Source organism: Burkholderia sp. Bp9143 (assembly GCF_003853645.1).
GTDB lineage: Bacteria > Pseudomonadota > Gammaproteobacteria > Burkholderiales > Burkholderiaceae > Burkholderia.
Map to the genome: position 1 here is coordinate 20,341 of NZ_QTPO01000001.1, position 17,787 is coordinate 38,127.

The 17,787-nt window shown below is 68.2% G+C and carries 14 protein-coding genes; 10 read left to right on the forward strand and 4 right to left on the reverse strand.

Annotated features, from left to right (window positions below):
• Window positions 1–208 precede the first annotated feature (208 nt).
• Window positions 209–1,597, reverse strand: coding sequence for an MFS transporter (locus DIE23_RS00130; RefSeq protein WP_124610244.1), 1,389 nt, complete (start codon window positions 1,595–1,597; stop codon window positions 209–211).
• A gap of 319 nt (window positions 1,598–1,916) precedes the next feature.
• Here DIE23_RS00130 and treA point away from each other — a divergent pair, with 319 nt between their 5' ends.
• Window positions 1,917–3,632 (forward strand): alpha,alpha-trehalase TreA, encoded by a 1,716-nt coding sequence (gene treA, locus DIE23_RS00135; protein WP_124610245.1) that lies wholly within the window; start codon window positions 1,917–1,919, stop codon window positions 3,630–3,632.
• A 91-nt stretch (window positions 3,633–3,723) separates the two neighbouring features.
• Here the strand turns inward: treA and DIE23_RS00140 are convergent, their stop codons facing one another.
• On the reverse strand, window positions 3,724–5,211 hold the full coding sequence (locus DIE23_RS00140) for a carbohydrate porin (protein ID WP_124610246.1): 1,488 nt from the start codon (window positions 5,209–5,211) through the stop codon (window positions 3,724–3,726).
• A 110-nt stretch (window positions 5,212–5,321) separates the two neighbouring features.
• Window positions 5,322–5,591, reverse strand: a complete 270-nt coding sequence (locus DIE23_RS00145) for a hypothetical protein (protein ID WP_124610247.1) — start codon at window positions 5,589–5,591, stop codon at window positions 5,322–5,324.
• A 1,070-nt stretch (window positions 5,592–6,661) separates the two neighbouring features.
• Between DIE23_RS00145 and DIE23_RS39365 the strand changes: the two genes are divergently transcribed.
• Entirely contained in the window at window positions 6,662–6,799 is a 138-nt protein-coding gene (locus DIE23_RS39365) for a hypothetical protein (RefSeq protein ID WP_185646360.1), read from the forward strand.
• A 108-nt stretch (window positions 6,800–6,907) separates the two neighbouring features.
• Window positions 6,908–8,554: an Nramp family divalent metal transporter gene (locus tag DIE23_RS00150; RefSeq protein ID WP_124610248.1), complete on the forward strand. Its 1,647-nt coding sequence runs from the start codon at window positions 6,908–6,910 to the stop codon at window positions 8,552–8,554.
• 109 nt (window positions 8,555–8,663) lie between these two features.
• On the opposite strand, the gene DIE23_RS00155 is transcribed toward DIE23_RS00150, so the two are convergent.
• Entirely contained in the window at window positions 8,664–9,569 is a 906-nt protein-coding gene (locus DIE23_RS00155) for a LuxR family transcriptional regulator (RefSeq protein ID WP_124610249.1), read from the reverse strand.
• 280 nt (window positions 9,570–9,849) lie between these two features.
• Here DIE23_RS00155 and DIE23_RS00160 point away from each other — a divergent pair, with 280 nt between their 5' ends.
• From DIE23_RS00160 to DIE23_RS00190, 7 genes are all read left to right on the forward strand, one after another.
• Window positions 9,850–10,683: an autoinducer binding domain-containing protein gene (locus DIE23_RS00160; RefSeq protein ID WP_124610250.1), complete on the forward strand. Its 834-nt coding sequence runs from the start codon at window positions 9,850–9,852 to the stop codon at window positions 10,681–10,683.
• 238 nt (window positions 10,684–10,921) lie between these two features.
• The gene (sctV, locus tag DIE23_RS00165; protein WP_124610251.1) at window positions 10,922–13,126 is read left to right on the forward strand and encodes a type III secretion system export apparatus subunit SctV; all 2,205 of its coding nucleotides are present in this window, start codon (window positions 10,922–10,924) and stop codon (window positions 13,124–13,126) included.
• Entirely contained in the window at window positions 13,123–13,401 is a 279-nt protein-coding gene (sctS, locus tag DIE23_RS00170; protein ID WP_006396581.1) for a type III secretion system export apparatus subunit SctS, read from the forward strand. The genes sctV and sctS overlap by 4 nt, the downstream gene beginning before the upstream one ends.
• Window positions 13,401–15,452, forward strand: coding sequence for a type III secretion system outer membrane ring subunit SctC (gene sctC / locus DIE23_RS00175; protein WP_124610252.1), 2,052 nt, complete (start codon window positions 13,401–13,403; stop codon window positions 15,450–15,452). Before sctS ends, sctC begins: the two co-directional genes overlap by 1 nt.
• Window positions 15,433–16,791, forward strand: coding sequence for a type III secretion system inner membrane ring subunit SctD (gene sctD, locus DIE23_RS00180; protein WP_124610253.1), 1,359 nt, complete (start codon window positions 15,433–15,435; stop codon window positions 16,789–16,791). Before sctC ends, sctD begins: the two co-directional genes overlap by 20 nt.
• 151 nt (window positions 16,792–16,942) lie before the next feature.
• The gene (locus tag DIE23_RS00185) at window positions 16,943–17,152 is read left to right on the forward strand and encodes a hypothetical protein (protein ID WP_059468365.1); all 210 of its coding nucleotides are present in this window, start codon (window positions 16,943–16,945) and stop codon (window positions 17,150–17,152) included.
• Window positions 17,153–17,276: 124 nt separating this feature from the next.
• Entirely contained in the window at window positions 17,277–17,765 is a 489-nt protein-coding gene (locus tag DIE23_RS00190; protein ID WP_124610466.1) for a hypothetical protein, read from the forward strand.
• Window positions 17,766–17,787 lie beyond the last annotated feature (22 nt).

Genomic DNA, 17,787 nt, shown 5'->3' on the forward strand with positions numbered 1-17,787 from the left:
GCGCAACGATTCGGCTTCCGACGCACATATGTCAATGGCACGCAGGAAGCAGATCCGGGATTCTCAACCCCCAACGAGAGACCCGGAGCCCTGAGCGGACATCCATGCGGCTGTGCACCGGCCCCGTGTGGATGTCCGCTGATTTTTTCTGTTTTTCCGGTTTTTCCGCCGCCTGCCTTTTCCCCGCCAGACTGCCCATTTATTGCCGCTATTGCCGCTTGCCGCGCGCGACTTCGTCGCCGGCGCCGGGCGGCAGCCGCCGCGTGATCGGAATCGACGCGAACGAACACAGCCCGACCACGACGAACGCGGGCCAGAAATCCGACCACACCATCGTCTGATGCCCCTGCAGCCAGTGCGACACGTGCAGCACGAGGCCGGCGACCGTCACGCCGAGCCCGAGCGACATCTGCTGCACGACGCTGCCGAGGCTCGTCGCGCGACCTGCGTCGGCCTGCGAGATATCCGCGTAGATCATCGAATTGAGGCTCGTGAACTGCAGCGCGGGGAAGATGCCGCCGACCAGCACGATCGTCCAGATCGCCCAGGTCGCCATGCCCGGATGGAACAGGCCGTACGCGGCGATCGCGAGACCGGCGAACGCGGCGTTGTAGATCAGCACCGTGCGAAAGCCGAAGCGGCGCAGCGTATGGGTGGCCGTCGAGCGGCTCACCGCGCCGCCGAACGCGGATGCGCAGGTGATCAGCCCGGAGTGGAACGCGCTCATCCCGAGGCCTTCCTGCAGTGCGAGCGGCAGCAGGAACGGCACCGCACCGAGGCCGATACGGAACAGCGACCCGCCGACCACGCTCGCGTGGTAGGTCGGGATCTTCAGGAAACTGAGGTCGAGCACCGGCCGTTCCTTGCGGCGCGCGTACGGCACGTAGAGCGCGAGCATCACCGCGCCGGCCACGCACATCATGATCGCGTTGCCGCGCGACGTGAGCGAGCCGTCGATCAGCGTGAGGCCCATCAGCAGCAGCGCGGCGCCGCTCGCCGACAGCAGGAAGCCGAACCAGTCGAGCGGACCGGGATCGGCCTCGTGCGTGTTCGCGATGTGCTTGCTCGCGAGGTAGATCCCGTAGATGCCGATCGGCACGTTGATGAAGAAGATCATCCGCCAGTGCAGGTAGGTCGTGATGAAGCCGCCGACGAGCGGCCCGACCGTGGGCCCGAACAGCGCGGGAATCGCGAGGTAGTTCATCGCGCGCACGAGTTCGGAGCGCGGCACCGCGCGGAAGATGATGATCCGGCCGACCGGCACCATCATCGCGCCGCCGACGCCCTGCACGAAGCGCGCGAACGTGAGCACGCCGAGGGAGTTGGCGGCCGCGCACATCAGCGAGCCGGCGACGAAGATGCCGATCGCGGTGCGGAAGACGGAACGTGCGCTGAAGCGATCGGCAAGCCATCCGCAGATCGGGATGAATACGCCGAGGCCGACCACGTAGGCCGTGATCGCAATGTTCAGTGTGACGGGATTGTGCCCGAAGTCCCTCGCCATCGCGGGCAGTGCGGTGACGATGATGTTGGCGTCGACGCTTTCCATGAACAACGCACAGGCAACGATGAGCGGTGCTAGAAAGACGGGCGACATGGGCAGGGCGCGCGGTAAAGACGCCATTATGCCCACAATGTGGTCGTTGCGTCACGTGAGACAACGCTTGTTCCGCATGTTGCAACAGTCGTTCCTGTTACCGTGCGCGGAAAAAGAGACGACCGCGGCTGATGACATGACACATGACGCGCGCCTGCGGGCCCGGCCGCGAAACTTGCGTGCGATGCGCGTTTCGTGCGACAGTCGGAGCTCATCTGCGGAACACAACGACGCGCATCGATCGACGGCCATCGAGACGAGCGCACGCGCGAACGAGACCCCTGCCGATCCACTCACCATCGAAAGGAGGGGACACGTCATGACGTTACGTCGTGCCGCATCGACCGCATCGCATCCTGCCTCGCATCCGCCCGTGCCCGCGCCGCGTCTGCGCTGGGCTGCCATTCTCGCCGTCGCTTACCTCGCCGTCGCCGGTTGCGCCGCGCAAGCCGACAGTGCCAATCAAGCCGCGATGCAGGCAGCCAGCCAGTCCGCCGCGCCCGCCACGGCGGCGCTCGCGAGCCCGGCCTCCGGCACGCTGCTGCCGCCGCCGAGCCAGCTCTACGGCGACCTGTTCGTCGCGGTGCAGACCGCCCAGCTCTATCCCGACCAGAAGACCTTCGTCGACGCGACGCCCAACGCCGATCCGGCGACGATCGTGCAGTTGTATCAGCAACAGAAGTCGCAGCCGGGCTTCTCGCTGAAGGCGTTCGTCGACCAGTACTTCACGCCGCCGCCGGAGGGCGGGGTCACGCCGCCGGCGAACCAGACACTGCGTCAGCACATCGACTGGCTGTGGCCGCAGCTCACGCGCACCAGCGCGACGGTGCCGCCATACGGCTCGCTGATCCCGATGCCGAAGCCGTACGTGGTGCCGGGCGGCCGCTTCCGCGAAGGCTACTACTGGGATACCTATTTCACGATGCTCGGGCTGCAGGTGTCGGGGCGCGAGGATCTCGTCGACGACATGCTCGACAACTTCGCGCATCTGATCGACACGATCGGCCACATCCCGAACGGCAACCGCACGTACTACGCGAGCCGCTCGCAGCCGCCGTTCTTCGCTTACATGGTTACGCTCGCCGCGCAGGCGGAAGGCGACAAGGTCTACCAGAAGTACCTGCCGGCGCTGCGCAAGGAGCATGCGTACTGGATGCAGGGCGAAAGCACGACGCCGCGCGGGCAGGCCGCGCGCAACGTGGTCGCGATGCCGGACGGCGCGGTGCTGAACCGCTACTGGGACGCGAGCGACACGCCGCGCGACGAGTCGTATCTCGAGGATGTGACGACCGCGAAGGCCGTGCCGAATCGCCCCGCGAACGAGGTGTACCGCGACCTGCGCGCGGGCGCCGAAAGCGGCTGGGACTACAGCTCGCGCTGGTTCGGCGACGGCAGGACGCTCGCGACGATCCGCACGACGTCGATCGTGCCGGTGGACCTGAACAGCCTGATGTTCCATCTCGAGACGACGATCGTGAAGGGCTGCACGGTCACGCACGACGTCGCGTGCGTCGCGGACTTTTCCGGACGGGCGGCGCGGCGCGCGGCCGCGATCAACCACTATCTGTGGAACCGCCGCGGCTATTACGGCGACTACGACTGGCCGTTGCGCAAGCCGCGCGACGGCGTGACGGCCGCCGCGCTGTATCCGCTGTTCGCGGGTGTCGCCTGGCCCGAGCGCGCGAAGGCGACCGCGCGCGAGGTGCGCAAGACGCTGCTGCAGCCGGGCGGCCTCGCGACGACGACCGAGAACACGGGCCAGCAGTGGGATGCGCCGAACGGCTGGGCGCCGCTGCAGTGGATCGCGATCGACGGGCTGCGCCGTTACGGCGAACCGGCGCTCGCGAAGGACATCGGCACGCGCTTCCTGGCCGACGTGAAGCATGTGTATGCAACCGAAGGCAAGCTCGTCGAGAAGTACGTGGTCGAAGGCGCCGGCGCGGGCGGCGGCGGGGGCGGCGAATATCCGCTGCAGGACGGTTTCGGCTGGACCAACGGCGTCACGCTGAAACTGCTCGGGCTGTATGGCGAGTGACGCGCGGCGTGCGTGGCACGCCGGCATCTGAACGCGCACGGGCCGGATCGCCGCGCAAGCGGCAGTCCGGCCCGTGTCGCATGCGCGGGTGTCAGAACGTGATCGTCGTGCGCACGCCGATCACCGTTTCGTCGCCGATGCGCGCGCCGGCCGCATTCGGGTTCGGGATGCCGCCGCCCGGCCGGAAGAAGTGCTGCAGGTCGGCCTGCAGCTGCCACCACGGCGCGACCTGGTACTGGTAAGTCGCCTCGATCACCGTTTCCGCGCGGCGCACCGGATAGCCGGGCGTCGTATAGGTGCCGGTGTCGCCGTCGAGCGCACGTGCATGCGAGCCGATCTTCGCGTAGCCGACCGCGATGCCGGCCGTATCGTTGTCGCGGCCCTTGAACGGCGCCTTGAGCGTCACGCCCGCATTCGCCGCGAAATCGACGATGTTGCGATCGCCCGGCGCGCCCATCACGCGCGCGAACACGCCGACCGAGCGCGGGCTGTCCGCCGACGGCCGCCACACCATCTGATCCGCGACCGCATAGAAACCGTAATTGCCGCGATGCGTGGCGGGAATCCCGTTGCTGGCCGGATTCGCGAGCGACAGCCCGTCGGTGCCGACGCGCGGGTCGTTCGCGTGCTGCGACTGATACCAGAAGCCGAGCTTGTACGTGCCCGGCAGGCCGGCCAGTTGCGGCGCCTTCGGATCGGCGGGCGGCGCGTTCAGCGCGTACTGGAGTTCGCCGATCACGAACGCACCGCTGCGCAGGTTGAAGTTGGTGCCGTGCGCGTTCAGCACCTGCGCGTCGCCGTCGCTGCGGCCGGCCGGATTGCCGTCGAACAAGCCGACCAGCGCGGTCCACGCGTCGGCCGGCTTCACGCGCAGCCGCACGCCGAGCGACGACAGCGGATACGCGGGGCCGCCGGACGGCAGGTCGGTCGACGGCAGCACGGGCCAGCCGAACGTCGCGTTCATGAACGTCGCCGCGTACTGGCTCACCATGAATTCCTGGTCGACGCTCTGCTGGCCGACCTTCACGTCGGCCTTGCCGTCGAGGAGCGCCTGCTGGTACCAGAGTTCCCACAGGCGCGTCGTCGAATTCGCCTCGATGCCGGTCGCGGTCTGCAGTGTCCGCAAATAGCGCTGCGTGAGGTTGGTGCCGTGGATCTGCAGCGCCGATACGTTGAACGTGCCGCCCGGCAGCCCGATCGCCTTCTCCGTATCGACGTTGAAGCCGAATTGCGTGAGCCCCTGATAGGCGCCGCCGCGCTGCGTGCCGCCCGCGGCGTTGTACAGGTATTCGCTGGTTTCCTGCAGGTTCAGCGTGACGCCGTGATCGCCGAGCACGTCACGCAGGCCGCCCATGTTGCCGAGCAGGTTCGAACGTTCCCAGAAACCGGTGGGAGCGGGCGCGGCGGCATCGGCGGCCTGTGCGGGGGCGGCGGCAGCGTCGCTGGCACCGGCCGCCGGTTCGGCCGCGGCCGGCGACGACGATTGCGCGAACGCGGGCGCGGCGGCGAGCGACAGCAACAGCGCGGCGAGCGCGTCGAGGCGCGGTGTGCGCCGTGCGGATTCGAAGCGGTTCTTCATGCGGGCTCCGTTATTCGATTGATTAGTTAGGCTGAAGAAATGGAAACGTGAAGCGATGGAGCAGGGGCGGGCGACGGCGCGCAGGCACACGGCGCGTTCCGCGCAGCCGGTTACGGCAGCCAGCCGCCGATCCGCCATACCTGCGCGAAGCCGAGGCGCGACGCGGTCGTGCAGAGCAGCGCGACGAGCACGACGGCAGCCGCCATCGCGCCGACCAGCGCGCAGTCGAGCGGCCGGGGCGCCGCCGACAGGGGCGCGAGCGCGGTGCCGCGCCAGTTGCCGAGCGTGTGGGCGAGTGGCGAAAGGACCGAAACGAACGAGCGGTCGCACGCGACGCGAGCGAATCGCTTGAGTCTGACCGCGAACGATTGAAAGAACATGACGTGCCTCCGTCCGGTCCGGCGCATGCCGGACGACGTGATCGAGCGCGGGTGCATGATGCGACCGGCGATCGGCGGTTGGAACGTAACGGAGCGTGCGACACGGACAATCCGGCGATGCCGGCCCGGGAGGAAGCGCGCTAACCCGACGAATGCGAGCTAGCGGCGAATGACATGCGTCTGGCTGCTATCTCGCGATGGCTTGGCCGGCCTGGACCGGCATCGAACTGCAACTGGAGCATGTGTCCACGAAGGGACTCCCTTGATGAATTGCGGCGGATTGTAGTCGCGAGTTTTGCTGCGGTGCAAGCAAAAAAGGCGGCGACGTTGCGCATCTCGCACCGCCAGCGCCGCCATGCCCGGGCCGGTCGATGCACGGCACGACCGCCCGCCGGCGGTGCGCGGCGACTGTTGCTCGCACGCATCGGCGGCGCATGCGGTCCGACGCGCTGAAAGGTTGCGGCGCGTCATTTGGGGCGCGAATCTTTCAGTTCGCATGAGCCCGAAAAAATATTCCGTCAAGCCCGCTTCAAAGGGTTGACTTCCGTTTCGGCCGGTCCATAGAATCCGCCATCTTCACTCTTGGGGCCGCCGCCTTGGACGCCTGCAGTAGTCGATCTTCGAACGAAGTTTCCGCCTGAGCGACCGACGTCCGCGCCTCATCGAAGCCGCCGTTTGTCCCCCAGGCAAACGGTGCGCGCAGCAGTATTTCGCAGTAACCCCCTACGTGCACCCTGATTCGCGCCGGTTAGCGTGATGCGTTCGCGCATGCGCTGCCCGGTTTCGCCGCCGCCCGGTGCGCGGCCGCGTTCGCGCATGCATGTCGCATGCGCCCGAACGGCGGCCCGCGCGCCGGGCGGCGGCCAACCGTGTTCTCCGGAACACCGCACAGGAGCCGCCATGAACGACAGTGACAGTTGTCCCATATGCCCTTTGCACGCACAGACCCTTTTGAACCCGGGTCGCAGGGACATTCCGGCCGACTAGCCTGACACGTCGTTCAGGCCCCGGACTGGCCCCGCGCCCACCACGCGGCAGGCATGCATGCCGTTGCCGCCAGGAGCCAGACCATGAACTTCGGCCTTCTGCTGTCGAATCTTCCGCACGTCACGGAATCGCGCCCGCACTACGACGCGATGCTGATGCTCGACGCCCGTCCGCGGGTGTTCTCCCGGTTGTTCACCCGGTTGAAATCGCTGCTCTACTGAACCGAAACGCCGAGCGCGTCTCGGCATGCGCGCACGGGCCCGTTCCGCGCGCGTATTCCAAGACCACACGCTTGACCGGATAAAAAAACCAGCCGTACGGAATTCATCATGTCCACGCCATCCAACGTCTCTCCACCGATCGCCGTCGAACGCACCGCCGTGCTCGACGAAGCCCACCTGGGTGACATCCGCGGCGCGCTCGGCACCATCGCGCATCACGACACCGCCGCGCGCGGCACGTGGTGGGCGCGCCTGCGCACGCTGCTCGCGATCATCGGCCCCGGCCTGATCGTGATGGTCGGCGACAACGACGCCGGCGCATTCGGCACCTACACGCAGGCCGGTCAGAACTACGGCACGACGCTGCTGTGGACGCTGCTGCTGCTCGTGCCGGTGCTGTACGTGAACCAGGAAATGGTGCTGCGTCTCGGCGCGGTCACGGGCGTCGGCCATGCGCGCCTGATCTTCGAGCGCTTCGGCAAGTTCTGGGGCGCGTTCAGCGTGATCGACCTGTTCCTGCTCAATGCGCTGACGATCGTCACCGAGTTCATCGGCATCACGTTCGTGCTGGCTTTCTTCGGGCTCCCGAAGGTTGCGGGCGTGTGCGTGGCGGCCGCGCTGACGATGGCGGCGGTGAGTACCGGCGACTTCAGGCGCTTCGAGCGGTTCGCGATCGTACTGTGCGTGCTGAGCCTGCTGCTCGTGCCGGTGCTCGTGTCGATCCACCCGCCGGTGGCGCAGATGTCGCGCGACTTCTTCGTGCCGAACTGGCCCGCGCACGCGAAGCTGTCCGACGTGATGCTGCTCGTGATCGGCGTCGTCGGCACGACGGTCGCACCGTGGCAGCTGTTCTTCCAGCAGAGCTACGTGATCGACAAGCGCATCACGCCGCGCTTCATGAAGTACGAGAAGGTCGATCTGTGGATCGGTATCGCGTTCGTGCTGATCGGCGCGGTCGCGATGATCGGCTTCAGCGCCGCGCTGTTCGGCGGTCATCCGGAAGCGGGCAGCTTCACCGACGCGGGCGGCGTGATCGCGGGCCTCGAGAAGTATGCGGGCCGCACGAGCGCGACGCTGTTCGCGGTCGCGCTGCTCGACGCGTGCATCATCGGCGCGGCGGCGGTGTCGCTGTCGACCGCGTACGCGATCGGCGACGTGTTCAAGATCCGACACTCGCTGCATCGCGGCGTGTCCGATGCGAAGGGCTTCTATCTCGTCTACTTCGGGATCGTCGCGGCCGCTGCCGCGCTCGTGCTGATCCCGGGCAGCCCGCTCGGCCTGCTGACCGAAGCGGTGCAGACGCTCGCCGGCGTGCTGCTGCCGAGCGCGACGGTGTTCCTGCTCGTGCTCTGCAACGATCGCCAGGTGCTCGGCCCGTGGGTCAACTCGACGAAGCTCAACATCTTCACGGGCGCGGTGATCTGGGTGCTCGTGCTGCTGTCGATCATCCTGACCGCGTCGGTGATGTATCCCGACATCAGCGGCGAAGCGATCGTCGACGTGCTGGTCGGCGGCACGGTGCTCGCGATTGCCGGCTATCTCGCGACGGTGCTGATCCGCCGCAACAAGCGCGTCGTCGAGCCGGGCATCGATCGCGCGCTGCGTGCCACGTGGCGCATGCCGCCGCTCGACACGCTCGCGCCGCAGAACATGACGGTCGCGACGCGCGTCTGGATGGCCGTGCTGCGCGGCTACCTGGTGATCGCGGTCGGTCTCGTGATCGTCAAGGTCGTGCAGATGACGCTGCTGAAGTAACGGCGCGCGTCTATCAGGCAGCGGCGCCGGAGCCGGCACCGCGCCGCAACCCGCACATGCCGGCCCGCGAGGCCGGCATGTGCGTTTACGCGGGCAAATGGCGTGCGCGTCAGATCAGCTCGAGCTTCGACGTCAGGTACGTGAGCTGGATCCGGTTCGCGACGCCGAAGCGCTTGCGCAGCTTGCGCAGGTGATAGTCGACGTTGTGCGCGCTGGTGTCGAGGCGCCGGCCGATCTCCTTGTCCGACGCGCCTTCCGCGATGCCCAGCAGCAGTTCCTGCTCGAACGGCGTGAGCCCGTTCACGGTGCGTTCGCGCGACGTCGCGATCAGTTGCGGCGACGCGAACTTGTGCACCGACAGCCCGATCGACAACGCCTGCTCGATCGTCGCCGGCGTGATCCACTCGCGCGTGCGGCGTGGTGCGGTGAAGCTCATGAACGCATGCAGCCGCGTGCCGGGCACGGCCATCGAATACATGATGCCGCTGCACATGCCGTCGTCCTGCATCGTCTGCAGGAAACCGTCGAGCGCGGCCGGCGTCACGCACGGGCCGTTGTCGCGCTCGCGGTGTTCGCGGCGCAACTGCTGCAGGTCCCACACGATCGGCATGTTGCACACGCGCGCGTCGAGCGTGCGCGGATCGATGTCGTGATGGTTGTGCCGAACGTAGTCGCCGCGATAGGTGGTCGGCGTGAACGCCTCGTGCAGGTAGAGACTTTCGACGCGCTCCCGCGAGAATTCGAGCGCGAAATACGCGAACGTCGAGAAGCCCGTCAGGTGCAGCAGGCTTGCGACGATCCGGTTGCGCTCCGCGGTGCTCTGCGCGTGCGCGAGCGTATCGGCGACGCCGAGCTTCGGCGCGTGCGGCTGCGCGATGTCGCCGCGCTTGACGTCGTCGCACCAGACGACCTGCACCGGGCGCGCTCTCGACGCGTCGGTGCAGGCGACCGTCCGCCGGGGCGGACGGGGCAAGGTTGGGGCGACCGCTTCTTCTTGCAATGCAATATCGGACATGAGCCATCCCTCGGAATCGACGCGCATCGCGCGGCGGCAGCCGTGTCGTGCACGGCGCTCGCGACGATGCGATCGAGCATCTTTATGATATGCGCCGATCGTCATCCAGACGAAACGCGGGGGCATTGTACAAAAATGCCTGTGTGCGCGTAATATGCCGTAATACTAATTCGGGCGAAAGGTTCATATTCGCACCGGTATAGAGACGACCAGAAAATCATAAAGAAAAGACCAGATCGTGACGGGGCAGTTTCACATATTGGGAAAGGGTGGGCTCCTCATGACATATGCTGACGACGCGCCCCGCGTCGAGTGGTTCTCGCAAGCCGATATCGCGGCCGCTGCCGCTTATTCGAAGGAAATTCAACCATTCGAGCGCGACGTTTTTACCGGCATTCAAATTGCGCCCGGTAAATCCGACGCGACTCCCGTCGATTTCGCCCAATGCCATGCCCGATTGCGGCAAATTGGCTTCAGCACGCTCGGCTACGGTGCGTACGAGATGATCGGGCGGCGCATCCTGTGCGCGCATCTGCTGCGCGACCTCGCACCCGCGACGTTCATGCAGCCGTATATCGAGGGCATGCTCTACGAGAGCGACCCGCGCTTCGCGCAGGTGCGGCAGAGCGGCTTTCCGGTCGCGTGGCGGCTCGACGAGATCGAGTCGTCCGCGCAGGGCAGCGGCGACCGCAAGGTGCTCGCGCTGGCCGGCCATCTGCGTGCGCACGCCATGAACAGCGGTGTGATCTTCAGCCTGTCGGCGCCGCGGCTCGACCTGCGCGTCGCGGTGAACGTGACGTCGGAAGCCCACGGCACCGACTGGATCGACGATCGCGTGATCGGCGGCGCGCTGTCGGTGAGCCTCGCCGTGCATCGCGTCGCGCTGCCGTTTCTCGAGGCGCGCATCGCGCGCATGCGCGGCTTCGCGCTCGGCGACGAGCAGCAGCAGGTGCTCGAGCGCCTCGTGCACGGGCTGTCCGACCAGGAGATCGCGAGCGCGCTGCGCACGTCGCTGCACAAGGTCGGTCACCATATCCGTTCGCTCGAAAAGCTCTTCAACGTCCAGAACCGCGCGCAGCTCGCGTATCTCGCCGCACGCCGTCTGGAGTCCTGACCCTGTCTACCCGCGCGGCGCCCGCCGCGCGATGGAAGCGGTTCCGGCGATGCGCGCGCACAGGCATCGCCGGGTTTCGTAGTCCGATCCGATCGTCGCCGGAAAACCGCCGCGACGCTACGAGGCGCATCCCTTTTTACGCGGTTTCGCGTCGCTACACTCGTCCCATTCAACGGTCCGCGCGACGCGGGGCATGACGGCCCGCGCCCGCCGGCGACAACGACAGGACGACGGCACGATGGCAGAACCGAAGGCGCTCCCTCGCGACTGGCAGCGGATCTTTTCCGCCGGCCGCAGCGTGTCCGGGCGACGTCTCGGGGCGTCGCCGCGCGCCGACCTGTTTCTCGCCGCGTTCATCGTGTCGGTGGTCGCGCTGTTCATCCTGCCACTGCCCCAGGCCGCGCTCGACGGGATGATCTCGCTGAACCTCGCCGCGAGCGTCGTGCTGCTGACGGTGTCGACCTATGTGCCGTCTGCGGTCAGCTTCTCGTCGTTTCCCGCGCTGCTGCTGTTCACCACGCTGTTCCGGCTCGCGCTGAACATCGCGTCGTGCAAGCTGATCCTGCTGCACGCGAACGCGGGCCACGTGATTGACGCATTCGGCCGGCTCGTGGTGGGCAACAACGTCGTGGTGGGCGGCGTGGTGTTCCTCGTGATCGCCGTCGTGCAGTTCATCGTGATCGCGAAGGGCTCGGAACGGGTTGCCGAAGTCGGCGCGCGCTTCTCGCTCGACGCGATGCCGGGCAAGCAGATGAGCATCGACGCGGATCTGCGCGCGGGCATCATCAGCGCCGACGAAGCGCGCGAGCGCCGCGAGAAGCTCGAGCAGGAATCGCAGATGCACGGCGCGATGGACGGCGCGATGAAGTTCGTGAAGGGCGACGCGATCGCGGGCCTCGTGATCGCATTCATCAACATCGTCGCGGGCATCGCCGTCGGCACGCTGATGCACGGGATGGATATCGGCGAGGCGGTGCAGCGCTACGCGATCCTGACGGTCGGCGACGGGATGGCGTCGCAGATCCCGTCGCTGCTGGTGTCGATCGCGGCCGGCATCGTGACGACACGCGTCGCGACGCGCGACACGCGGCAGCGCCAGCTCGGCGAACAGCTGGGCGAGCAGCTCGGCGCGCACCCGCGCGCGCTGCTGATCGCGGCGCTGGTGCTGGCCGGCTTCCTGGTCGTGCCGGGTTTTCCGAAGTGGTCGTTCGCGCTGATCGCGTTCGGCCTCGGCGCGTTCGCCTTCACGCAGCTGAAGCGCAAGACGACCGCGCCGAGCTTCAATCTGATTCATATCGCGGGCCGCATCGGCGCGACCGACGACGGCCAGCCCGCGAAGGTGTCGCATGCCGCGGGCGTCACGTCGCTGATCGCGGTGTCGCTGTCGGACGACCTGCGCACGACGCTGAACCTCGCGCATCTGCAGACCGCGCTGTCGAGCGCGAAGGCGCGCGTCGACGCGGATATCGGCACGGTGTTTCCGCGCATCACGCTGAACGACGACGAAGGGGCGGTGGCCGGCACGTACCGGATCTATCTGCAGGACGTGCTCGCCGCGCATGGCGCGCTGAAGCCGGGCTGGCTGCTGTGGGACGGCGTCGCGCCGCTGCCGGAGCGCGCGGAGCGCCAGCCGGCCGAGGCGTTCGGCCCGTTCGCGACCGCGCTGTGGATCAAGCCCGACGGCGCGGCGCCGGACGGCAAGTGGCTGACGAGCGAGGGCGCGCTCGCCGCGCACGTCGAGCAGATCGTGCGCCAGCATGCGGACGAGCTGCTCGGCATCCAGGAAACGCAGGCACTCGTGCACCTGGTGCGCCGCGAGCACCCGGAACTCGTCGGCGAACTGACGCGGCTCGTGCCGCTGCAGCGCGTGACCGAGGTACTGCGCCGGCTGCTCGCCGAACAGGTGCCGATCCGCAACCTGCGCGTGATCTTCGAGAGCCTGATCACGTGGGCGCCGAACGAGCCGGACGACGTGATCGCGCTGGTCGAGCTCGTGCGCGTCGACCTGCGCCGGATGATCACCGATCGTCATGCAGGCGCGACGCGGCAACTGCGCGTCGTGCTGTTCGAGCAGAACCTGCAGGAGCGGATCGAGAACGCGGTGATGCGCACGAAGCAGGGCAATTTCCTCGCGCTGTCGAGCGCGATCAAGCAGGACATCGGCGAACAGGTACGCGCGATCGTGCAGGCCGCAACCGCATCGCAGACGGCCGGGCACGGCAACCCGCAGGGCGCCGCGCGGCTCGCGGTGATGGTTGCGCTCGGCGCGCGCCGCTACGTGAAGACGATCCTGCAGCCGGTGCTGCCGGAACTCGCGGTGCTGTCGTACCAGGAGGTCGAGGAGGACGTGCAGCTTCATACGGTCGGCTGGGTGAAGAACCCGCCCGACGACGGCACGCTCGGCGCGGGCGCCGGCGTACGTGCGCCGGGAGTCGCGCAATGACGAGCTCGACGATCCTCGACCTGACCCGGCAGGCGCTGATGCTGGTGCTGCTGCTGTCGCTGCCGATCGTGCTGATCGCTACCGTCACGGGGCTCGTCGTCGCGATCCTGCAGGCCGTCACGCAGGTGCAGGACGCCAACATCGGCATCGCGGTGCGGCTGATCGCCGTGATGGTCGCGCTCGTGCTGCTGTCCGGCTGGCTCGGCAGCGAGGTGCTGCGCTTCGCGCAGCAGGCGCTGGAACGCATGTTCGTTTCTTCCACAGGAGTGTTTTGATGCGTCGACGCGTCGCCCCGATCCGGTTTCAACCGCGCCGCCTGCAACGGGCCGCGCTCGCCATGTGCGCGACCGCGCTGCTCACGGCATCGCTGTGCATGACGGTCGCGCAGCCGGCGCGCGCGGCGGAACTGCGCTGGCGCAACAAGCCGTTCACGATCGTCGCGAACGGCAAGAAGATCGGCGACTTCATTCGCGAGCTCGCATCGTCGCAAGGCGTGACGGCCGTGGTCGATCCGAAGGTCGACGGCGTGATCAGCGGCCGCTTCGCGGGCACCCCGCAGCAGACGCTCGACACGATCTGCTCGACCTACGGGCTCACGTGGTACTACGACGGATCGTTCCTGTACGTCGACCCGGCCGACCAGTCGCAGACGCAGATGATCCCGATCCCGCCGAACGCGGCCGGCGAGATCGGCCGCGCGCTGCAGGCGATGCAGATTCCCGACAAGCGCTACACGCTCGTGATCAACGACCGCGCGAACAGCGTGTACGTGGCCGGCCCGCGCCGCTACGTGGAGCTCGTGCGGCAGGCGGTCGGCTCGGTCGGCGATCCGTCGGCGAACGGCGCGCATGCGGACATCCGCGCGTTCCGGCTCAGGTACGGCTGGGCGTCCGACTTCACGATCAACCGCTCGGGCAAGGAAGTGACGGTGCCGGGCGTCGCGACGATCCTGCGCCGGCTGTTCGGCAAGGGCGGCGGCACGAACGAGCTGCCGTCGAGCACGCCGCTCGGGCAGGCCGCGCGCCAGGTGAAGCTCGGCTCGGGGCTGACGATCGCGGTGCCGCGGCTCGATTTCCCCGATATTTCCGGCGGCGCGCGGCAGGGCGGCTATGGCAGCTATGGCGGTGCAGACAGCGCTGCCGGCGGCTTCTCGCCGTTCTCGAACGGAGGCGGCGGCGACACGCTGCCGCAGATCGTCGCCGACCCGGCGATCAACGCGGTGATCGTGCGCGATCTGCCGGAGAACATGTATCGCTACCAGTCGCTGATCAACCAGCTCGACGAGCGGCCGCGCATCGTCGAGATCAACGTGACGATCATCGACATCAACGAGGATTCGCTCGACAGCCTCGGGATCGACTGGCGCCTGCACACGACGCACGGCGACGTGCAGATCGGCAACGGCCAGAACCCGCTGAACGGCAACACGCAGTTCAACGGCGCCGGCAATCCGCCGCTGACGTTCGGCATCGGCACGTCTGAGGCGGGGCAGACCGGCACCTTCTTGCCGACCGGCATCGCGCTGACCGCGTCGATCGGCGGCTCGCTGCGCAACTACCTTCTTACGCGCGTGAACGCGCTCGCGCAGAAGGGGCAGGCGCAGCTGCGCTCGAAGCCGAAGGTGCTCGCGCTCGACAACACCGAGGCCATTCTCGAGAACCTCACGCAGTTCTACGTGCAGGTGCAGGGCTACCAGGATTCGTCGCTGTACAGCGTGACGACCGGCACCAGCATCAAGGTGACGCCGATGATCGTCGACGAGGCGATCCGCAACGCGGCCGCCGTATCGGGCAATCCGCAGAGCGTGATGATGTCGATCGACATCCAGGACGGCAACATCGTGCCGGGGCAGGCCGTGTCGAACGTGCCGGTGATCCAGCAGCGCAACATCGTCACCAAGACGATGATCGACGAAGGCAAGAGCCTGCTGATCGCGGGCTTCAACGACGACGAGGTGCGGCTGAACAAGAGCGGCGTGCCGTGGCTGTCGGACATCCCGCTGATCGGCAACCTGTTCAAGTACACCGACAAGTCGGGCAACCACATGGAGCGGTTCTACCTGCTGACGCCGCGCGTGGTGACGACCGCGTCGATGTACGCGCCGGACGGCTCGCCCGTGAACCCGGGCGCGGACGGGCCGGCCGGTTCGAACGGCACGTCGATGTATCGCCCGCCGGACAACGACATCGCGGTGCCGCTCACGCCCGCGCCGCTGCCCGGCACGAAGTTCGGCCCGCCCGCGCTGCCGCCGCCGCCGAAGGATTCGGCGTCGCAGCCCGTGGCGACGACCGCAGGAGCATCCACCCATGTCGACGACCATCATTGACCCGCACGGCGACGGCGCGTTGGCCGGCGGCGCGGCGGGCGCCGCGGCCGGGTCGGCCGCGCTCGCGTCGCCGTGGAACCTGTGCTTCCTCAGCGGACCGATGTACGGCCGCACGATGTCGCTCGCGCGCGGCGCGAACTGGGTCGGCACCGCGGCCGACTGCGAAGTGATCCTGCCCGATCGCGAGATCGGCGCGAAACAGGTGTGCCTGCAGGTCGGCGCGCTCGCGGTGACGGTGCAGAACCACGGCGGAGACGGCGGCGCACCGGTGCTGTTCAACGACGAGCCGCTCGGCGCGGGCCGCCGCTCGATGACGCCGCAGGACGTCGTGACGGTCGGCTCGATCAAGCTCGGCATCGCGCGTCACGCGCAGGCGAGCGTCGCGGTGCCCGACGAGGCCGACGCGCCGGATGCCGCGCGCGAGGCCGCGTGGCTCGGCTGGCTGACGGGCGGCCTGCGCCGTCTCGGCAGCCGGCGACTCGTGATCGCGGTCGTCGCGCTGTGGATCGGCGTGTTGCTCGGCGCGCTCGGCTACGGCTTCGTCGCGTGGTCGGGGCGCCTGCCGTGGCAGCACGAATCGGTGCTCGCGCGCACGCACCGGCTGCAGCTGCTGCTGCATGCGTATCCGGAGCTCGCCGTCGCGCCGCGTGACGACGGCGTGATCGTGTCGGGCTACGTGAGCGATCCGGCCGCGCGGGAACGCGTCGCGCAGATCGTCGCGGGCGTCGACAACGCGGCGCTCGGCAACATCTACGTGGTCAGCGATCTCGTCGCGACCGCGCAGACGTATTTCAGCGACACGGCGCTGACGGTCACCTATCTCGGCCGCGGCCGGATCGAATTGACGGGGGCGGCCGAGCGCGCGCAGATCGAGCCGCGCATCCGCAACTACATGAAGGACGCGCGCCCGGCGCTCGAGGTGGTCGACCACGTGCGCGACGCCGATGCCGCCGCGCCGCGCACCGCGACGACGCTCGGCGGCATCGCGGGGATTCCGGAGATCACGACCGTGTTCGCGGGCGACGGCGACCAGCGCTACATCGAGACGGCCGACGGCAGCCGCTATTTCGAAGGCGCGCGGCTGAAGGAAGGGCCGACCGTCGTGTCGATCGGCCCGGACGAAGTGGTGTTCGAACGTAATGGCCAACGCATCACGATGCCGCTCGGCGGCCCGTCCGCGAACGCGCCCGGGCAGGCGCCGGCGCCGCCCGTGCCGCCGCTCGCGAGCGGCGCGGCGGCCGGCGTCGCGCAGCCGGTGCCGGGGCCGACGCTGTTGCCGGATGCGCCGGCGGTACCGGCGGTTGCCGCGGCCGGTGCATCGAAGGAGGCGGCGCACTAGCGCCGCGACAGGACCTGCGCATCGCGTGTCGCGCGGTGCGCGCATTACGCGACACGCCGCGCGCATGCGGCGCGTCACGTCGCCGGCGGGGCATGGGGCCGCCGCCGGAAGAGGGAAGAAGTTCACCGACGTTCACGCAAAGGAGCGAAACATGAGTACCCCCCCGACTGGTGCCAACAACACGAACCAGGTCCAGCAGCAGGCGGACGACCTGACCAAGACGCAGCTCGAACTGACGAAGATCAACTTCCAGGTTCAGCAGTCGACCGCGACGTTCGAAACCAGCAACGCAGTGACCGCGCAGGAAGGGACGGCGAACGCCCAGGTTGCGCAACACCTGAGTTCCGCCGGCCGCGCATGACGCCGGTCGCCGGCCGTGCCGCGCGACGCCAGATGCCGGGGCCGCCCGTGACGGGCGCCCGGCGGGGCGTGTGCGCGTGCCGGCCGGCAAGTTCCCGGCGCTGCCGGTCAAGGAGGACACGATCATGTCGGTAACAGGCGTAGGCGCGGCACCGCCAGGCGCGGCCGCGCTCGCGGGTGCCGTGCAGCAGGCGGGCACGGCGTCCGATCCGGCGCAGGTGCGCCAGTTCGATGCGTTGATGCAGCCGGGTGCGTCGCCGGCCGCGGCGTCGCCGTCGGCGTCGGGCGTCGCGATGTCGCGCGCGCCGGCCGATGCGGCGCCGGCGGTGCAGATGACGCCCGCGACGCCCGCACAGGCGAACCATTCGTCGCTCGTCGAGCGCTTGCGCACGTACGGCAACGATCTCGACACGCGGTACGCGAACATCGACAAGCATCGCACCGAGATGCTGACGTCGATGGCGGACAACCGCAGCGATCCGCTGATGACGATGGTGCAGGCGATGGATTTCCAGTGGACGGCGACCACCACGATTTCGGAATACCAGTTGAGCCTGTCGGTCGCGCAGGCGGCGAACGGCTTCACGCACACGGTGCTGAAGACGCAGGAGTGACGAGCGCGCAGGCCGCCGACGG

Bases quoted from the DNA above. Each gene is read 5' to 3' on its own strand.
- sctS (WP_006396581.1), top strand. From the start codon at position 13,123: ATGACGAGCTCGACGATCCTCGACCTGACCCGGCAGGCGCTGATGCTG.
- DIE23_RS00190 (WP_124610466.1), top strand. From the start codon at position 17,277: ATGTCGGTAACAGGCGTAGGCGCGGCACCGCCAGGCGCGGCCGCGCTC.
- DIE23_RS00145 (WP_124610247.1), bottom strand. From the start codon at position 5,591: ATGTTCTTTCAATCGTTCGCGGTCAGACTCAAGCGATTCGCTCGCGTC.
- sctD (WP_124610253.1), top strand. From the start codon at position 15,433: ATGTCGACGACCATCATTGACCCGCACGGCGACGGCGCGTTGGCCGGC.
- DIE23_RS00160 (WP_124610250.1), top strand. From the start codon at position 9,850: ATGACATATGCTGACGACGCGCCCCGCGTCGAGTGGTTCTCGCAAGCC.
- sctV (WP_124610251.1), top strand. From the start codon at position 10,922: ATGGCAGAACCGAAGGCGCTCCCTCGCGACTGGCAGCGGATCTTTTCC.
- DIE23_RS00155 (WP_124610249.1), bottom strand. From the start codon at position 9,569: ATGTCCGATATTGCATTGCAAGAAGAAGCGGTCGCCCCAACCTTGCCC.
- DIE23_RS00185 (WP_059468365.1), top strand. From the start codon at position 16,943: ATGAGTACCCCCCCGACTGGTGCCAACAACACGAACCAGGTCCAGCAG.
- treA (WP_124610245.1), top strand. From the start codon at position 1,917: ATGACGTTACGTCGTGCCGCATCGACCGCATCGCATCCTGCCTCGCAT.
- DIE23_RS00150 (WP_124610248.1), top strand. From the start codon at position 6,908: ATGTCCACGCCATCCAACGTCTCTCCACCGATCGCCGTCGAACGCACC.
- sctC (WP_124610252.1), top strand. From the start codon at position 13,401: ATGCGTCGACGCGTCGCCCCGATCCGGTTTCAACCGCGCCGCCTGCAA.
- DIE23_RS00140 (WP_124610246.1), bottom strand. From the start codon at position 5,211: ATGAAGAACCGCTTCGAATCCGCACGGCGCACACCGCGCCTCGACGCG.
- DIE23_RS39365 (WP_185646360.1), top strand. From the start codon at position 6,662: ATGAACTTCGGCCTTCTGCTGTCGAATCTTCCGCACGTCACGGAATCG.
- DIE23_RS00130 (WP_124610244.1), bottom strand. From the start codon at position 1,597: ATGTCGCCCGTCTTTCTAGCACCGCTCATCGTTGCCTGTGCGTTGTTC.